This is a genomic window from Alkalibacterium psychrotolerans (genome assembly GCF_054784355.1).
The window spans coordinates 1-16,874 of sequence record NZ_BAAGPH010000007.1 but is presented as its reverse complement, the minus strand read 5'-3'; the positions used below and the strand labels follow the sequence as shown (position 1 = coordinate 16,874).

The 16,874-nt window shown below is 38.2% G+C and carries 13 protein-coding genes; all 13 read right to left on the bottom strand.

Going from position 1 to position 16,874, the window contains the following annotated elements:
* Positions 1-103: 103 nt before the first annotated feature.
* On the bottom strand, positions 104-730 hold the full coding sequence (locus ACYVLS_RS01680; protein ID WP_460320509.1) for an acetyltransferase: 627 nt from the start codon (positions 728-730) through the stop codon (positions 104-106).
* A gap of 33 nt (positions 731-763) precedes the next feature.
* Positions 764-1,399 (bottom strand): sugar transferase, encoded by a 636-nt coding sequence (locus ACYVLS_RS01675; protein ID WP_460320507.1) that lies wholly within the window; start codon positions 1,397-1,399, stop codon positions 764-766.
* A gap of 1 nt (position 1,400) precedes the next feature.
* On the bottom strand, positions 1,401-2,522 hold the full coding sequence (locus ACYVLS_RS01670; protein ID WP_460320505.1) for a DegT/DnrJ/EryC1/StrS family aminotransferase: 1,122 nt from the start codon (positions 2,520-2,522) through the stop codon (positions 1,401-1,403).
* A 92-nt stretch (positions 2,523-2,614) separates the two neighbouring features.
* Entirely contained in the window at positions 2,615-4,471 is a 1,857-nt protein-coding gene (locus tag ACYVLS_RS01665; protein WP_460320503.1) for a polysaccharide biosynthesis protein, read from the bottom strand.
* 20 nt (positions 4,472-4,491) lie between these two features.
* Positions 4,492-5,262: a tyrosine-protein phosphatase gene (locus ACYVLS_RS01660; protein ID WP_460320501.1), complete on the bottom strand. Its 771-nt coding sequence runs from the start codon at positions 5,260-5,262 to the stop codon at positions 4,492-4,494.
* Positions 5,263-5,278: 16 nt separating this feature from the next.
* Positions 5,279-5,983: a CpsD/CapB family tyrosine-protein kinase gene (locus tag ACYVLS_RS01655; protein ID WP_460320499.1), complete on the bottom strand. Its 705-nt coding sequence runs from the start codon at positions 5,981-5,983 to the stop codon at positions 5,279-5,281.
* A 12-nt stretch (positions 5,984-5,995) separates the two neighbouring features.
* Entirely contained in the window at positions 5,996-6,739 is a 744-nt protein-coding gene (locus ACYVLS_RS01650) for a YveK family protein (RefSeq protein WP_460320497.1), read from the bottom strand.
* 233 nt (positions 6,740-6,972) lie between these two features.
* Positions 6,973-8,142, bottom strand: coding sequence for a nucleotide sugar dehydrogenase (locus tag ACYVLS_RS01645; RefSeq protein ID WP_460320495.1), 1,170 nt, complete (start codon positions 8,140-8,142; stop codon positions 6,973-6,975).
* Positions 8,143-8,224: 82 nt separating this feature from the next.
* The gene (locus ACYVLS_RS01640; RefSeq protein WP_460320492.1) at positions 8,225-9,199 is read right to left on the bottom strand and encodes an LCP family glycopolymer transferase; all 975 of its coding nucleotides are present in this window, start codon (positions 9,197-9,199) and stop codon (positions 8,225-8,227) included.
* A 280-nt stretch (positions 9,200-9,479) separates the two neighbouring features.
* Positions 9,480-12,605, bottom strand: a complete 3,126-nt coding sequence (locus ACYVLS_RS01635) for an N-acetylglucosaminidase (RefSeq protein ID WP_460320490.1) — start codon at positions 12,603-12,605, stop codon at positions 9,480-9,482.
* Between the two features lie 323 nt (positions 12,606-12,928).
* Positions 12,929-14,098, bottom strand: coding sequence for a glycosyltransferase (locus tag ACYVLS_RS01630; protein ID WP_460320488.1), 1,170 nt, complete (start codon positions 14,096-14,098; stop codon positions 12,929-12,931).
* Between the two features lie 14 nt (positions 14,099-14,112).
* A complete protein-coding gene (locus ACYVLS_RS01625; RefSeq protein WP_460320484.1) occupies positions 14,113-15,132 on the bottom strand; it encodes a glycosyltransferase family 2 protein in 1,020 nt (339 codons plus the stop codon).
* A gap of 73 nt (positions 15,133-15,205) precedes the next feature.
* A complete protein-coding gene (locus tag ACYVLS_RS01620; protein WP_460320482.1) occupies positions 15,206-16,651 on the bottom strand; it encodes a hypothetical protein in 1,446 nt (481 codons plus the stop codon).
* Between the last annotated feature and the right edge of the window lie 223 nt (positions 16,652-16,874).

The following is a 16,874-nucleotide window of genomic DNA, read 5'->3' as shown; positions in this document are numbered from 1 at the left end:
AGACTTTTATTAAGGACTAACTTTTTTTAAAAATCAGTATTTATTTAGCCTGATCAATAGCAAGTATCAAACGAGCAACAAGATTTTTTTAATACATAGTTTTTCATAGATTATTGGGTGTTACCACCGGAACCCCAACATACTTCCCAGGTTCAGTAATATCCTCAACTACAACAGCACCCGCACCTACTTTGCTGTTACTGCAGATATTTACGTTATTACTTACCACACTTCCTATGCCAAGCCAACTCCCTTTTCCGACAATTACTGTTCCGGCTAAATGAGTTCCAGGAGATATGTGTACATAATCTTTTAAGACATTATCATGATCCAAACTAGAACTTGTATTGATAATACATCCTTTTCCAATTCTAGTAGAACTGTTAATAACAACTCCGGCCATCACTACTGTACCCAAGTCAATCTCAACATCAGTACCAATAGTAGAATTTGGATGAATCAAACTAACTAGATTTAAATTTTCTTGAAGTAACTTCTCCTGGACTTTTTCCCGAACAGTATTATTTCCTATTGCCACAAAGAAATTAGCTTCATTTTTATATTTTAATACATCCGATGATTTCCCAATGACTTCCAGCCCTATAGACGTCTTAATAGACTCATCATCATCGAGAAATACAATGCTACGCCACTGATTCATTTTCATTGCAATATCTGCAACTACTTTACCATGTCCACTAGCACCAATAATAATTAACTTGTCTCTCACGATATGTGGGCTCCTTTCAGAAAAATAAAATATTTAGATTTTATTTACATTGTTTCCTCTAAAAGGCTCCATCGTTACTGAAGTATCTGAGCGAATTCCTTCTTTAACAAAAACCTTTTTGATAGTTAAGAAAATTATTTTCCAATCACCAACAAAGCTCACATTGTCTACATACTCCACATCTAAGTTGAACTTATCTTCCCAACTAATCGCATTACGCCCATTAACTTGGGCATGTCCAGAAAGACCGGGTCTTACTTCGTGCCTTCTTTTTTGATGAGGGCTATACAAATCTAAATAACTGACAAGTAATGGTCGTGGGCCTACAACTGACATATCCCCGCGCACTATATTCCAAAGTTCTGGCAATTCATCTAAACTTGTAGCTCTAAGTATTTGGCCAAACTTAGTTAGTCTAATAGAGTCGGGTAGTAAGTCGCCGCTTTCATCTCTTTCATCAGTCATCGTTCTGAATTTATACATCTTAAAAATCTGTTCGTTCTTTCCGGGTCTGTCTTGTGAAAAAATGATAGGGCTACCTAATTTAACTCTAACTAAAAGAGCTACAATTAAAAGAATTGGGCTAAACGCTATAAGAGCTAATAAAGATAACAAAAAGTCTTGTGGTCTTTTTAAATGTTTTTCATAAAAACCTATATTTCTTTCCATGTTACTCCCAAATCCCTTTTATTATTTCAGTAACTTTTTTGAGATCATCATCAGTCATTTTCGTATCTGAAGGCAAACAAATACCATTTTCAAATAGTTTCTCACTCACGCCTCTACCAATATAGTCATACTTTTCAAAATATGGCTGCATGTGCATTGGCTTCCAAACTGGTCTTGATTCGATATTTTCTTTTTCCAGAGCGTCCATGACGTCAGTTGGTCTAACTGACCCATTTAATGTCAAAGTACTCAACCAATAATTAGGTTTATCCCAATCATTGACGGGCATAAATTTCACCCCATCTAAGTGCCCTAATTCTTTTTTATAATAATCATAAATGTATTTCTTTTGGGCAACCCTCTGTTCTAATACTTTGAGTTGTCCTCGACCAATTCCAGCGACTACATTACTCATTCGGTAGTTGAACCCTAGTTCACTGTGCTGATAGTGTTTAGCATCATCTCTAGATTGCGTAGCCCAGAACCTAACTTTAGCAATTCTTTCTTCATCATTTGAGACTAGCATGCCTCCACCGGATGTTGTAATTATCTTATTCCCATTAAATGAGAAAATCCCATACTTACCAAAGGTTCCAGTGTGCTGCCCTTTATAGTAGCCACCTAAAGACTCTGCTGCGTCCTCTATAACTGGAACGTTATATTGATTACATACGTCCATAATTCTGTCCATATCAGCCGAAAAACCATATAAGTGAACAACAATAACAGCTCTAACTCGCTCACCGTATTTTTCTAGTGCTTCATTTAAGGCATCGGGATCCATATTCCAGGTTTTGTAGTCACTATCAATAAAGACAGGAGTTGCGTTTTGATACATTATTGGATTTGCAGATGCAGAGAATGTAAGTGTTGGACACAATACAATATCACCCTCACCTACTCCAGCAGCTTTAAGTGCCATATGAATGGCGCCTGTTCCAGATGTTAAGGCTGCGGCCTGCTTAGATCCTACTTTACTTGCTAATTCTTTTTCAAATTCATTCACGTTAGGTCCAAGCGGCGCAATCCAGTTTGTATCAAAGGCTTCTTGAACATATTCCATTTCATACCCTTCATCACTCATGTGCGGGGAAGCTAACCAAATTTTCTTTTTATCTGTCATCCAATACGCAACCTTCCTTCTTACTAAACTACTATTTAGATTTATGTATAGCGAAAGGCCCTAACTGCTTCAAGCAGCCAAAGCCTTTACTGTTAAGCATAGACTAACGATGATTCTTCAGTTGTTTCTATTTGTTCAAGTGCTATCTTGCCGTTTGCAAAGTCAACTAGTTGTTTTTTGAGTTGGCTATCGTTTAGTTGTTCCGTTTCTCTGACAAAGTCGAGGACCAGATCGACTGGTTCGTTGGTGACTTTTCCAACAAAGATCTTCTCGTAAACTTGTTCTTTGGTATTTTCACTAGTGCTCAGCAGTTCTTCATAGAGTTTCTCACCGGGTCTTATACCCGCTTCAGTGATTTTAATCGCTTCTCTATCTGCACCGCTTAACTTAATCATTTTCTTAGCCAAGTCAACAATTTTAACGGGTTTGCCCATGTCCAGTACGAAGATTTCGCCACCTTTGGCTAGTGATCCTGCTTGAAGTACTAATCTGCTGGCTTCTGGGATAGTCATGAAGTAACGCGTCATTCTATAATCCGTCACCGTGACGGGTCCGCCTTTTTCAATCTGATCTTTAAAGACTGGAATCACACTGCCTCGGCTCCCCAAAACATTTCCAAACCTTACAGCCACGAAATTGGTCTTGCCCTTCTCGTTTAGTCCAGTCACAATCATTTCAGCTATTCGTTTGGTCGCGCCCATGACGTTTGGTGGGTTAACGGCTTTATCTGTTGAAATCATCACAAAGCTTTGAACTTTAGCTGCTTTGGCTGCTTCAGCCATGTTTTTCGTCCCGTACACATTATTTTTAACGGCTTCGGTTGGATTGACCTCCATCAGTGGCACATGCTTGTGCGCTGCCGCATGGTAGACTCTATCCGGCTTGTATTGACGCATAACATCAAACAATCGGTCACGGTCTTGGATATCTGCTATAACAGGTACCAGCTCAATGTTGTTTTTATCTGCTAGTGGTTTCAGTTCTCTGTGCACCAAATAAATCGAGTTTTCACCATGACCTAAAAGTAAAATGCATTTCGGCGTGAAACGCATAATTTGTCGGCAAATTTCTGAACCGATTGATCCACCGGCCCCAGAAACCAATACAGTCTGTCCCGATATTTGAGAGGCAATTTGTTCCATATCCAACTTAACTTCTTCACGTCCAAGCAAATCCGTCACGTCAATGGCTTTAAATTTATTGACTTCATAGTTCCCCTGAACCAATTCTTCCACTGAGGGCATTTGGTTCACTTTAACATTCAAATCTGAGCAGTCATCGACAATCCGGTTTAATTCTTTCGTTGTCAGAGACGGTATAGCGATTGTAACTTGATCTACATCATAGGTGACGACTAGTTCTTCTATATGTTCTGTAGTCCCTAAGACAGGGACACCAAACAGGGTCGTTTTTTCTTTGTTTTGATCGTCATCAACGATCCCCACAAATTCGACTTCCGGGTTATGCTGGAGACTCTTGATAAAGAGACTTCCTCCATTCCCGGCTCCGACTATCAAGGTACGTAGAGTCGGGCTGTCTTTACCGTTTGACATTTTCTGACGCTTCTCACGGTGTTCAATAATAATGCGCCACGCCACTCGGCTTCCCGGAATAATTAAAACAGATAATAAGTACCATAAAAATAGGAAGCGCTGGCTAAGTGGTGTGAACAGCATAATAAACACATCACTGGCAAAGTAAGCTATCGTCACCACCATACCGTGTATGATAGTTTCTTTAATGCTCGTATAGCGGTTAATTTTATCAAACAATCTGAGGCGAAATGCTAAACTTATGTAGACCGTTAAAATAATAATCTGGGACCAAATCATTGGCCAAGTAGGCAAGGGTAAATATGGATTTAAGAAAAGATAAGAAAATAAACCGGTGGCAGTCAGGACTCCTGTGTCAAAGAATCCTAATGTCAGCCTTTTTTTTCGTCGATTCATATTTATACTCCTTCCAATTTTTAATTAAACCATTTCGAGATAAATGAGGTCGAAATAGATTGTGCAGTGGGGGGAAACACTGGATCTCCGTTCACTAAGTTTTTCGTAGTCTGGTTGTAACTATCCCAGTGGGCTTTCCCGAATTCTTTTCGGAGTAAATCGTGTGCTTTTTTCATATAAAACGGTCGATTTGTTACATTATGAGCATCAGAAGCGATAAAGTGAACGAGATTGGCTTCAATTAACTGCCTACTCAGTTTTTCAATCTTTTTTCCGAAACCGCCAGTGTAACTAGCAGCTGTCAGTTGTGCTAGAGCACCCTTATCGACGAATGGTTTTAGGCAGTTCGGCTGTTCCAATATCTGGTGATTGCGTTCAGGGTGAACAATGATTGGTGTAATGCCACTTGACTGAAGGTCATAAAATAAGCGCTCAGTATAACTAGGAATAGAATGTGATGGCCATTCAATCAGGACATACTGCTGATGCTCGTCAATGAATAGTATCTTGTCTTCTTTAATATCCTCCAGTAGCTCCCCATACATGGTCACTTCCTGTCCTGGAAAAAGAGTTAATTCGATTTCCCTAGCATCCAGTTCAGACTGCAAGGCCTGAACATTTTTTATAACGTCATGCTTTTCATTCATCCAATCGCGCTTTTGATGATGCGGTGTGGCCAAGATGTGCGTAATGCCTTCTTTGACAGCCAATTCAGCCATCTCTATAGACTCGTCCATTGATTTTGCTCCGTCATCTACTCCAGGAAGAATATGGCAATGCAAGTCAATCATCGTCTTCACCCTTTACTTATTCACTACCGTAGTAGTAATAATTCTGATCGTTTTTATCTACTTTGTTGAGGACTGCACCAATGACATTCGCCTGTACTTTCTCAAGCAGGTCTTTCGACTTCAAGACTTCGTCCTTGTTGACTTCACCTTTAGGAATAACAAAGAGTGTACCGTCCATGCGTGAAGCCATAATCTGTGCATCTGTCACGGATAAGATTGGTGGCATGTCGAATACGACTAAGTCGAATAACTCGAGCATCGCCTGTTCGATTTCTTTCATCCGGTTGGAACTCAACAGTTCTGCCGGGTTCGGTGGTATCGGACCACTCGTAATGGTATAAAGTCCCTCTTTAGGTGTCCGGATAACCGCATCTTCTACTTTGCCTGTCTTGTCAGTCAGGAGAGTAGTTAACCCTTCAGTGTTTTTCAAAGAAAAGAGTTTATGTAAGGTGGGCTTTCTTAAATCCGCATCCACCAGAAGAACTCGTTTTTCGTCTGAAGCAAAAGTCGCAGCTAAGTTTGCTGCAATCGTTGATTTTCCAGCATTCGCATCCGCTGACGTCACTACCACTGAGCGAATCGTTTCATCGACCATGGAAAATTGAATGTTTGTGCGAATCGTTCGGAACTGTTCAGAGACATGCGAACGGGGATGCCCTATAACAACAAGTCCCGCATGTTCAGTCATCTGTTTCTGCTTTTTCTTTTCTTTTTTAGCCATACTATCGTCTCCTTATACTCTTGCTCGGGCGGTACGTGATTCTGATAGGCGCTCCGGCTGAATCTGACGTTTGTCAATTTTTAGTTCATTGGCATCCAACTTGGATACGGATCCTAAGTTGGTCCATCCCAGTTCTTCCACGATGAAGCGCTCGTCTTTGACCGTGTTATCCAAGAACTCTATCAGGAAGGCAATTCCAACACCAATCATCGCTCCTAAGACCACTCCAATCGCCATATTCAGCGTATGGTTCGGTGAAATCGGACTTGTATTCGCCTCAGCCACAGAAATTACTGTGACGTTATCCACGTTCATAATGTCCGGTAAACTTTCCTGAAACACGTCCGCTGTAGTATTGGCAATTAAAGCGGCATTGTAAGGATTTGTATCCGTTACGCGAATAGAGAATACTTGTGAGTTATTTTCACTTGAAATGCTCAAGCGATTGGACAGGCCTGCATGGGAGGTCGTCATATTCAGTTCATCTCTTACTTCATCCAGAATGACTGGCCCCGTAATAATGTCTTTATATGTATTAATTAATTGAATATTTGTGTTGATGTCTGACTGTTGAATCGTGTCCGCACCCTCTGCTCGGTTAACCAGCAACTGTGTGGTCGAGCTGTACTCAGGGGTTACCATAAAGAACGTATAAAAGGAGACTAAAAGCAGTCCCGTTAAGGTGGCGCTAATAATTAAACCTAATCTTTTCTTCAATATATCAAACAATTCTACTAAACTGATTTCTTCTTCCATAATATCCTCCGCATCAAATATAAAGCTGTACTATTTTATTTATTTTTATTAAGCTTTAATAAGAATAGCATATAAAATAACATCTTTGAATGTAAATCATCAACCGTTCATAAATAACTATTGTTTTTTATTCAAACTTTCGACACACTTTTTGTAAGTAAACGTTTTCAGGTGAAATGAGCTAAGAAAAGCCGAACTGGTAGTAACTTATACCAGTTCGGCTTATTTAACTACTAATTATTATTATATAAATCTCGGGTATATACTTTGTCTTTTACGTCAATAATATCCTCGGTCAGTCGGTTAGCGATAATCACATCAACTTCTTCTTTGAAGGATTCCAGGTCATTATTTACTTTGGAATTATAGAAATTATCTTCTTTGAGTACCGGTTCGTAAACAACTACTTCAATGCCTTTAGCTTTTATACGTTTCATGATACCTTGAATGGCACTTTGACGGAAATTATCCGATCCTGATTTCATAACTAAACGGTAAATGCCGACTTTTTTCGGTTGCTTGGCAATAACTTGTTCTGCAACAAAGTCCTTACGAGTACGGTTTGCATCTACAATTGCTCCGATTATGTTGTTTGGTACTTTGTCATAGTTTGCAAGAAGCTGTTTAGTATCTTTCGGCAAGCAGTAGCCACCGTAACCAAATGATGGGTTATTATAGTGATCGCCAATTCGTGGATCCAAAGATACCCCATCAATAATGGACTGAGTGTCCAAGCCGTGTACTTCTGCATAGGTATCGAGTTCATTGAAATAAGCAACTCGAAGAGCCAGATACGTATTCGCAAACAGCTTCACGGCTTCCGCCTCCGTCGAATCCATTAATAGAACATCAATATTGTCCTTTAGTGCTCCTTCTACCAATAAGTCCGCAAATTTTTGAGCGCGCTCTGAGTTTTCACCCATAATTATACGGCTTGGATATAAATTATCATATAAAGCGTTGCCTTCTCTTAAAAACTCCGGCGAAAAGATCAAGTTCTCTGTATTAAAGCGTTCTCTAGCATCCATTGTATAACCTACAGGAACGGTAGACTTGATAATCATCGTTGCATTTGGAGCATACTTGATGACGTCCTCAATGACGGATTCTAAAGCTGATGTGTCAAAGTAATTTGTTTTGTCATCATAATTAGTTGGGGCGGCAATTACAACATACTCTGGGTTGTGTCCATAGGCCTCTTCCTTATCAATCGTTGCGGCTAAGTCTAATTCTTTAGTCTCTAAGTATTCTGAAATTTCTTTGTCAACGATGGGAGATTTTTTGTTGTTAATCATTTCGACTTTTTCTTCAATAACTTCCAGTGCTTTGACTGAGTTATTTTGAGCTAAAAGAATGGCGTTAGACAAGCCAACGTATCCTAACCCGACTACTGTAATATTCATTTTTATCTATTCCTCTCTTTGTTTAGTCTCATATACTATAATACCCTGAAGTGACTATCATCACAACAGGGCAACTTATAGTTTAATTCAATTCCAATTCAGACATTAAGTGAGATCTGACTCTTTCGATTTCTTCATCCGGTATGAGGTCATAATAAATACCATCTATATAGGTTCCTTGACCAGACAATTGAAGCTGTTCAACTTCATTCGCTGAGGAGCGGTAGTTATTGAACATGTCCACCATATCATCAAAAGACATATTAGTGCGCATATTTTCACTCATAGCCCCAAGAATTGTGCTGTAATTCCTGATGGAGTCAAGAGAGGCCAAGCTTCTCATTGTACTTTCAATTACCTGTCTCTGACGGAACTGTCTACCGTAGTCTCCGTCTGGATCATTGTAACGCATACGTGAGTAGGCTAATGCCTGTGAACCATTCATCGTCGTCGGCTGTCCTTCAGTAAAGGTGTACTCATCTTGAGTAAAGGTTAGTGGTGGTGTAATCGTTATTCCACCGATGGCATCAATAATTTGCTGCATGCTTTCCATATTGACCGAGACATAATAATCAACAGGAACATCGAACAAGTTCTGTACCGTATTAACCGCCATGCTTGCTCCACCGAATGCGTGAGCATGATTAATTTTGTCCTGATGACCACGACCAATGATTTCAGTGTAGGTATCACGCGGAATACTCACGATACTGGATCGTTCTTCATTCGGATTTACTGTCATTAACATCATCGTGTCTGAGCGCCCTACCATGCTGTCTACCTCTTCCGTATCTACGCCAAGGATCAATACAGAAAATGGATCCTCACCACTATCTACTTCCAGTGGCTTTTCTTCCCGACTCGCGTGCTGTTCCTGAGCTTCTGCCTCTTCATACATTTCGTCTGTGGTCGAGCGGACATCCCTGTAAGCCTGCCAGACAAAGAAACCAACGACCAGCATGATGATGTTTAGCAGAAGAAACGCTATCCCGAATACAATTTTACCTGTGGATTTTTTTTGATGCTTATTTCTGCTACTTCTTGATTGATTTTTCATTTTCTTCCTACTTTCTAAAATTGACTCTATTATATTTTACCAGTTATTACTAACAACTCAATAGTTAAAAAAACTATTTATGTTCAAATAGATCTGATTTGAACATAAATATACACAAATCTAGTCAAAAACAAAAAATACCGTCAAATACAAGGTGGAAGATTCTTGTTTTGACGGTATTTTATAGAATTGAACTACTCAATATTCATATTTAAGACTAGAGTTAACTGCTTTAACAACTTTTTACTACACGGTGTAGCTTTTAGACATTAATCTCGCATTACTTCTGATTGTATACAGGTATATCAAAGTTCAGATGCAGATTATATCTCTGTGATATTTCTACCAGTGTATTTAATGTATGTGTCTGTTTGTACGCCCATCCAATGTCCGTTGCATACTGATGAACACCAGGATTAAGAGGATTCCATCTCATTTTATACAATGTATCTTGCTTATGTGTAGGATGGTTTACATACTGATTAGAAATCCATTCTGCACCTCCCAAAATTGCTTTATCAACTGTATCCCAACCCATCTTATAGGCATACTCAGAACCAGATTTAAGTGGGGAATTGTCAAATGCAGCAATGCCATACATGTTATAAACCACTTTAGGCGTTACAGGTTTTCCATCCACTTCAGAAACAAGTATTCCTTTAGCCAAAGCTGATGAACCGTTGCCTGTCTCCAACTTTGCATGAGCAAGCAAGTAAATTTCATTTATATTATAGCGTTGGCTAGCTTCAAGGAAGACATGCCCTTTTCCGGTTAACACGCCACTGTTACCTATTTCCTGATTCAGTCTAGCTTCATCTATGCCAGAGGATCCAGATAGCTTAAGAAACTGTAGTAGATTTTTATCTAAAGTATTGGAAACAGTAACGAAATCACCCGATACCCAACCATACTGGCCGTTACCTAAGTCAATTTGATACCACCCATTTTCTACCTTAAGAATCGTGTATCTTTGTCCGCTATTAACAGTGGTGATGATACTATGAACTGTACCAGGTCCTTGTCTCACATTTAAAGTCGCTGCGGTTATCCTCCCTACAGGAGTATATGCGTCATTGAAATCGTGTCTGACACTTTCTTTAGTATCTTTTTCAACAAATGCTCCAGAAACCCAGCCTTTTCGATTTTCACCAGAGACGGTATAAATAATCTCATACCACCCATTTGCTTCATTTATAATAGTAACTTCTTTACCATTGTATATCATGTCAATAGCACTGTGACTCGTCCCACTTCCGCTTCGAACATTTAATGCACTCGCAGTAACTTTTCCAGTTATTTTTGAAAATTCAGTGGATGTATCAATACTTTTCAGGAAGTTTTCCGGATTAAGGTAATATTCCGTCTGTGCTCGAGTAGCATTGACCCATCTTCCACCGGATTGCGTTTGAGGCGCTCGCCTCATTTGTTCATCGAGTGCTTCATCAAGTGACGCATGATAATATGAATTTTGATATGTTGCATGATTGGGAATTAGCTTATTCATTGCCAAAATCTTGTACTTTTGGGCTACTTCTTCATTATCATATATATCAGTAGGACCGTTGATTAAAAGGTCATAACGTTGAATCGCACGATCATATTGATAATCCTTATGAAGCGATATGGCATCAGAAAGGATGACTTCTGCCTGCTTAATGATATAATCTGAGATACGATTATCTTGCGGATGATCGACGAATGCTTTAGTTGCCATTTCCCAAGCAATAATTTGATTTTTCTCTTTGAGTATTTCCTGATAGACATAATCAGAATCGAGATATTTCATTATTTCTTCTTTTGTATTATACGCTCTAGTGTATAGATCGTTTGGAATCCATGGACTATTCAGTATTCTATCATAGTACTGGATAGAACTTTGCGCTCTACCTGAAGACTTAAGGGAATCAGCATAGTTTAAGTTACGGACAGCTGCCCTTCTGATGGCATCCTGGAATCTACTGTCGTTAGGATATTTCGAGTAGCCTTCCATCGCTTTATTCCAAGATTCTGTTACATACGGAGAGTTTATTGATGTATTGTACAAATTTTCCTTATCTTTTTCTTCAATAGCTTTCCTTACAGAAGCTATTGATGTCTGAGCACGTGCCGTCAGCGTGTCGGACAACCACGGGCTGGACAGGGTCCGGTTGAAATACGCCAGCGCACTTTGCAGGTCGCCTCTCTCTTCCAGGCGGTCCGCATAGTTCAGACTGCGTACGCCTGCGCGTTCGATGGCATCTTTAAAGCGGGCATCATCGGGATACAAGTTATAGCCTTCTAGTGCTTTATTCCAGGCTGTGGTCACCGATCCCGACTGCACGGATTCATTATACAAGGTTTGTTTGCGTGCTTCATCATTTGTCGCTATGCGTTCTTCGACGCGTTCTTTGGATGTCTGAGCACGTGCCGTCAGCGTGTCGGACAACCACGGGCTGGACAGGGTCCGGTTGAAATACGCCAGCGCACTTTGCAGGTCGCCTCTCTCTTCCAGGCGGTCCGCATAGTTCAGACTGCGTACGCCTGCGCGTTCGATGGCATCTTTAAAGCGGGCATCATCGGGATACAAGTTATAGCCTTCTAGTGCTGTATACCAAGAAGTTGTTACAGATTCCGATTGAATTGATTTCTCGTAGAGTTTATCTGCTTCGTTGGAGTTCGATGTTGTAAGAAAATTTACATCTTCTTCGACGTTGTTCTCTTCACTTACTTGTATATTTGTCATCTCGGTAAACTCTGGTTCCTGTGAATCGTTCAACGTCTCTTCATTTTCATCTGTTTCAGCTTTATTTATATCTGCCGTTTCATCAGCATCATTTGTAATCTGAACAGCTTGTTCTTCTGTTTCAACAATACTCATCTCATCATTGTCTTCGGAAGCTTCATTTGTTGACTTTACATTTTCTTCATGTAGGTCATTCTCAGCCTCTTTATCCACTGCGTCATTAAGTAAATAATTAATTTGATTTTTTCTAAGCACAATAATTGTTTCATATTTTGTTTTCTGATTATCTGTAAGTGTCCATTCGACTGGTTCAGTAAAATCAACTGCGAGGGCTTCATTAATATGTATCTGCTCTAAAATCACTTCATCAAATTCGGGATAATTTGACAAATAGCTGTACAGCTTAGAAGCTAGTTCAAAGTTTTCTTCTAAGTGCAATTCTCTTGTTGTCACCATGAGATGTAATAGAGATACATCTTGGTTTACTAATTCTGTACTGCTTTCAAGTAATTCTTTAAATAAGGTTCCATGACTGTCTGTTTCTAATATGTCTATAGAAACGCTGGTATCTACAGGCCCAGATTCTTGAGCCTGAGCTTCCACTGAAGGTGAAAGAGCTGCTAAAACGGCACTGCTATATATAAGGTTCTTAAACCTAGACCGTGTTTTTACGATTTCCTTCACTATAACTCCGCCTTTCGAAGGTATTATATTGTAATTTTCAAATTACTTCTGCAATTATATCATAAAGATATAATTTTAAAGAGAAATTATTAATTTATTTGTATGATTATACCTAAATAACACAATTATTTGACAAATGAGAATCATAATAGAACTATTTCTCGTATTCACTTCAAAATACTATATTACAGGTTGCCTTTCCGAAATTGGAAAAAGGATAATAGTCTAGCATGAAAAGTATACATGCCTGTCTATTACCCTTAATACTTAAGTCAATGCTATTTATTTGCTTAAGAATCTAGCACTACTATTAAAGAAATAATTTAATCAAGTGTTTTTAAAGCATTATTGTATTCCGTTATTTCCTTAGATACAATAGTGTCCCAGTCAAAATTCTCAATGACACGAATTCTGTACTTATCAGAAGTTGGTTCAGTTTTCATTAATACAGTACATCTTTTAGCCATTTTTTCAGGTAATTTCTCATCAAATAAGATGAGATTTTCTTCAAAACCAATTGCTTCAGGAACTCCGCCTACAGCTGAACCGACGGCAGGTATCCCCATAGCATTGGCTTCTAGAGCAATCATTCCCAACCCTTCGTTCCTACTTGGAATCACAAGAACATCTATGGTCTTCAAATATTCTGGGATATCATCATAATCAACGAGACCTGGCATTTCTACACTAAGATTCAATTTATTAAAACGTTGTATGAGCTCATTTTTTAAAGGGCCATCTCCAATGATTGTGAAATCCGTATTGCCATTATATTCTTGAATTTTATTAAAAATATCCGGCAGTAAGTCTGCACCTTTTACTTCTTTTAATGTTCCAATAAATCCTACACGGTTATGACGTTCTAAATTCTCTTGAGAAAAAAATGTGGTATCTACACCGTTATAAGTGATTAGAGCATTCTTTCCTGAATAGCCTAGATTTTGCGCCTCTTCAAGCAGTTTACCACTCACAAAGAAACAGGTTTCTGCATTCTCCATCGCTTCTACTAATCGGGATCGGTTATGTTTCCATACTTTATTGATATCACTTCCATGAAGAGTAATGAAGTATGGCTTATTAAGTTCCCTACTCAGTTGATAGGCGATATAACCATTCACCCAACCGAAATGAGCATGAATGATATCTGCAGTCTCCAAATCGCTTTTGTAATACTTAAGGTAGTGTCTAATTATACCATTTTCAGTACTTCTCAGTTTGAAAATTCGCTTAAAATAGAAAAGAATTGTGCGCTTGAAATTAATATTATTAATGTCTATATTTTTATAACTACTTACATTCTGTTTTCTATAACGGGTATCTTTTCTTTTCAGGACTTTTTTCATCAAATTGATAATGGCACTGTCGTAAAAATTGTTATTGATAACAACCATTTCATCTACCTGTTCACTGATCCTGCTTATTCTCTCGAACGTCGCTTTAAATAACCCACCTTTAACATGCAGGTTTAAATTCGCTATATAGACTATTTTCATTTTATCCACCTTACTTAACCCTGAGAACGGCGATTAATCCGATCCCTTCTATTCAATTTAGCTGTCTGAATCCATCTGTATAACTCGCTTTTAAATAAATAAGGAAACATTAGCTTAGTTTTAACTACAGTGTATTTCTTTGATTGATAACGCTCAAGAACAGAATTTCTTTTAATTGCTTTCAATTCATCAGCCAGACGATTATAAGTTTGCTCACGTTCTTTTCTGTCTGCAATTTGTGGAATTTTAGCGAGTTGATCGGAGTAATATTTAAATTTCAATGTGTTGAACAAGCGGTCATCGTAACGACCGATTTCTCGATAGAACTTTTCAACATCTTCAATGCTTGTTATTGTTTCTAGAATAATAGGTGAGACTGTATGGCTAATGCTATTGAGTCTTATACGGTACTGATAAACTGTATCTGAAAGAGTACAAACTATATTAGCATATAGAAGAAATTTCAAATAAAAATTTAAATCTTGAGCCCGTTTCAGGTTGCTGAACAATAGCTCATGCTTTCTGAGCAACTCTGCATTATATAATTTGTTTCCAGGCATGGGAGATAGTAGGAACAATCTATCCAGATTTTCTTTAACATTATAAATCTCGTCTTTTGAATACTGCATTTTTTTTGATTCTAGTGGCACACCTTCTTCATCAATTGTGTTATATTGACCAATAACTAAGTCCGCCTTCTGTTTTTCAGCCACCAGATACAAAAGTTCAATGGCATCCTTTTCTAGGACATCATCGGAATCTACAAATATAGCATAATAGCCGCGTGATTCTTTAAAACCATAATTTCTTGCTACTGGAGCCCCTTGATTTCTTTGTTGGAAATACCTAAAGCGTTCATCTTTATCACAAAACTCTCGGGCGACTTCAGCAGACTGATCAGTTGATCCATCGTCCACTAGTAGTACTTCAAGATTAGAGTAGGTTTGCTTGACAATCGCCTCCAAGTTTTCTCTCAGGTATTCTTCTGCATTATATATCGGCATGATAATCGATACTAACCTTTTTTCACTCATATTACAACTCCTTATAAAACACTTATAGTTCGTCTTTATCAAAAAGCTTTTTTTCATGTAATTAACTTTTGTTTTATAAAATTTTATCTTTAAATTTCTTTAGATAATATTTAAAAAATGTTGCCCCATAATAGACGTATGAATTCTTAGTCATTTCATTAATTGCCCCGGTTCCTGATGTTAGGGGGGTATCCAGCAATTCTGGCCATAGCCGACGGATTATCTCTTCGTGAAAATCGATTTCCACACGCTGTTTTCTGGGGATGGATAGCCAACTTTCAATTAGCCGGCGGTTATTAAATATTAGTACTGGATCGCTCATACTATCATAGTTACTCATATTGTTAGGCAACCAGCGTCCAAGACGACTTTCCCAAAAAAAGAGATCGTATAATGATACATCGTTTTCATGGGCCTGCATTTTTACATCTTTCAACCACTGCCGAACAATTTTTTTATTCTCACTTGAATAATTGTGAGTTTTAGTGACGAGATAATTTACAGTTGCCAATTTTTCAGGGAGCTTTTTTCCAAAATTACTTTTTACAATGGGAATAATGTCTCCAGTAACGAATTGATTGGATACCAGTTCTGATTGTTGGAGCGTTAGTGCATTTTCAAGAATACGACGATTCTGCATACCCGAAAAACATGATACGAAAGACTCATATGACTCTTTTTTCATCTGTGCTCTGGGTAGAACTTCATAGGATAAACCTAATTTATTCGTTAATTGTCTTGGTATCTTTATGTCATCCGGTTCATCTTGATCTGGTTTATGATTAAAGGTGTACAGTTGAATCCTGTCCCGATATCGCTTAAAGAACGCAAGAATTAGTCGACTGTCTTTTCCAGCTGTCAACGGAATAATAAGATTAGTATCTGACATATAATTATCTACAACGTTCTGAGTCAAAAGAATCGTTTCTTCAATCACATCATTCATATCTCTAGTTTTCAGTTTTTTCACCGGGAAAAAACGTATAACATTCTGATTCTTAATATCTAAATAATGATTAGGAATGAGTACACTTATACCATCAAACATCGTTGTATCATAAGGTAGCGGCTGCTGCTCTTCTGCATTATTTTTGATTTCAATAGCTCTATCGGACAAAGGTAGTTTTAGAACCTTAGCAATAGTTTTCTGTTCTGAAGCTATTATAGTTTCGTTGTCTAAGAAAGAGTAATAGCTTGGCACCGAACAGGTGGCGTCTGGAAGCATTATAAGTTCACTTGTATTTTTAAAGATAATAATATATCGTCCTGCCATATACTCAGTTTGTTCAATCATATCGCTACCATTCTTTACTTTCAATAGTTCCGCCGCTATATCCTGTCCGGTTAATTCTGGATTCCTACTATCTATGATTTTCCCGTAAACGATGACGGTCGTCTCACTATTCGTCGCCTTAGCGAGTAGTGTTTTATTATCATAGTTGAAAAAATAATTATCTATTAACATATAATGTTCATATGCATTATCGATTGTCTGTTTCATCAGATAGTTGTATTTCAAGATGAGTATCCTTTCTCAGTGCATAGTCAACTGCTATACTACTTTCTTTCTATACTATGTATTTAATTAAAGAGACATTTCTCCTTACGTAACTAGTTGAGCCAATTTCATAATTATTTGTCGTGTTTAACACCTGATAAATCAACTTTTTTAAAACATAGAAAAAAGGAACCCCCCCATATGGTACAATTAGGTTGTCGACTAAGACACGTACTCCAGGAGG

Coding starts and splice junctions, on each gene's coding strand:
- ACYVLS_RS01665 (WP_460320503.1), bottom strand. CDS start 4,471: ATGAATCGACGAAAAAAAAGGCTGACATTAGGATTCTTTGACACAGGA.
- ACYVLS_RS01660 (WP_460320501.1), bottom strand. CDS start 5,262: ATGATTGACTTGCATTGCCATATTCTTCCTGGAGTAGATGACGGAGCA.
- ACYVLS_RS01675 (WP_460320507.1), bottom strand. CDS start 1,399: ATGGAAAGAAATATAGGTTTTTATGAAAAACATTTAAAAAGACCACAA.
- ACYVLS_RS01655 (WP_460320499.1), bottom strand. CDS start 5,983: ATGGCTAAAAAAGAAAAGAAAAAGCAGAAACAGATGACTGAACATGCG.
- ACYVLS_RS01650 (WP_460320497.1), bottom strand. CDS start 6,739: ATGGAAGAAGAAATCAGTTTAGTAGAATTGTTTGATATATTGAAGAAA.
- ACYVLS_RS01630 (WP_460320488.1), bottom strand. CDS start 14,098: ATGAAAATAGTCTATATAGCGAATTTAAACCTGCATGTTAAAGGTGGG.
- ACYVLS_RS01670 (WP_460320505.1), bottom strand. CDS start 2,522: ATGACAGATAAAAAGAAAATTTGGTTAGCTTCCCCGCACATGAGTGAT.
- ACYVLS_RS01645 (WP_460320495.1), bottom strand. CDS start 8,142: ATGAATATTACAGTAGTCGGGTTAGGATACGTTGGCTTGTCTAACGCC.
- ACYVLS_RS01625 (WP_460320484.1), bottom strand. CDS start 15,132: ATGAGTGAAAAAAGGTTAGTATCGATTATCATGCCGATATATAATGCA.
- ACYVLS_RS01640 (WP_460320492.1), bottom strand. CDS start 9,199: ATGAAAAATCAATCAAGAAGTAGCAGAAATAAGCATCAAAAAAAATCC.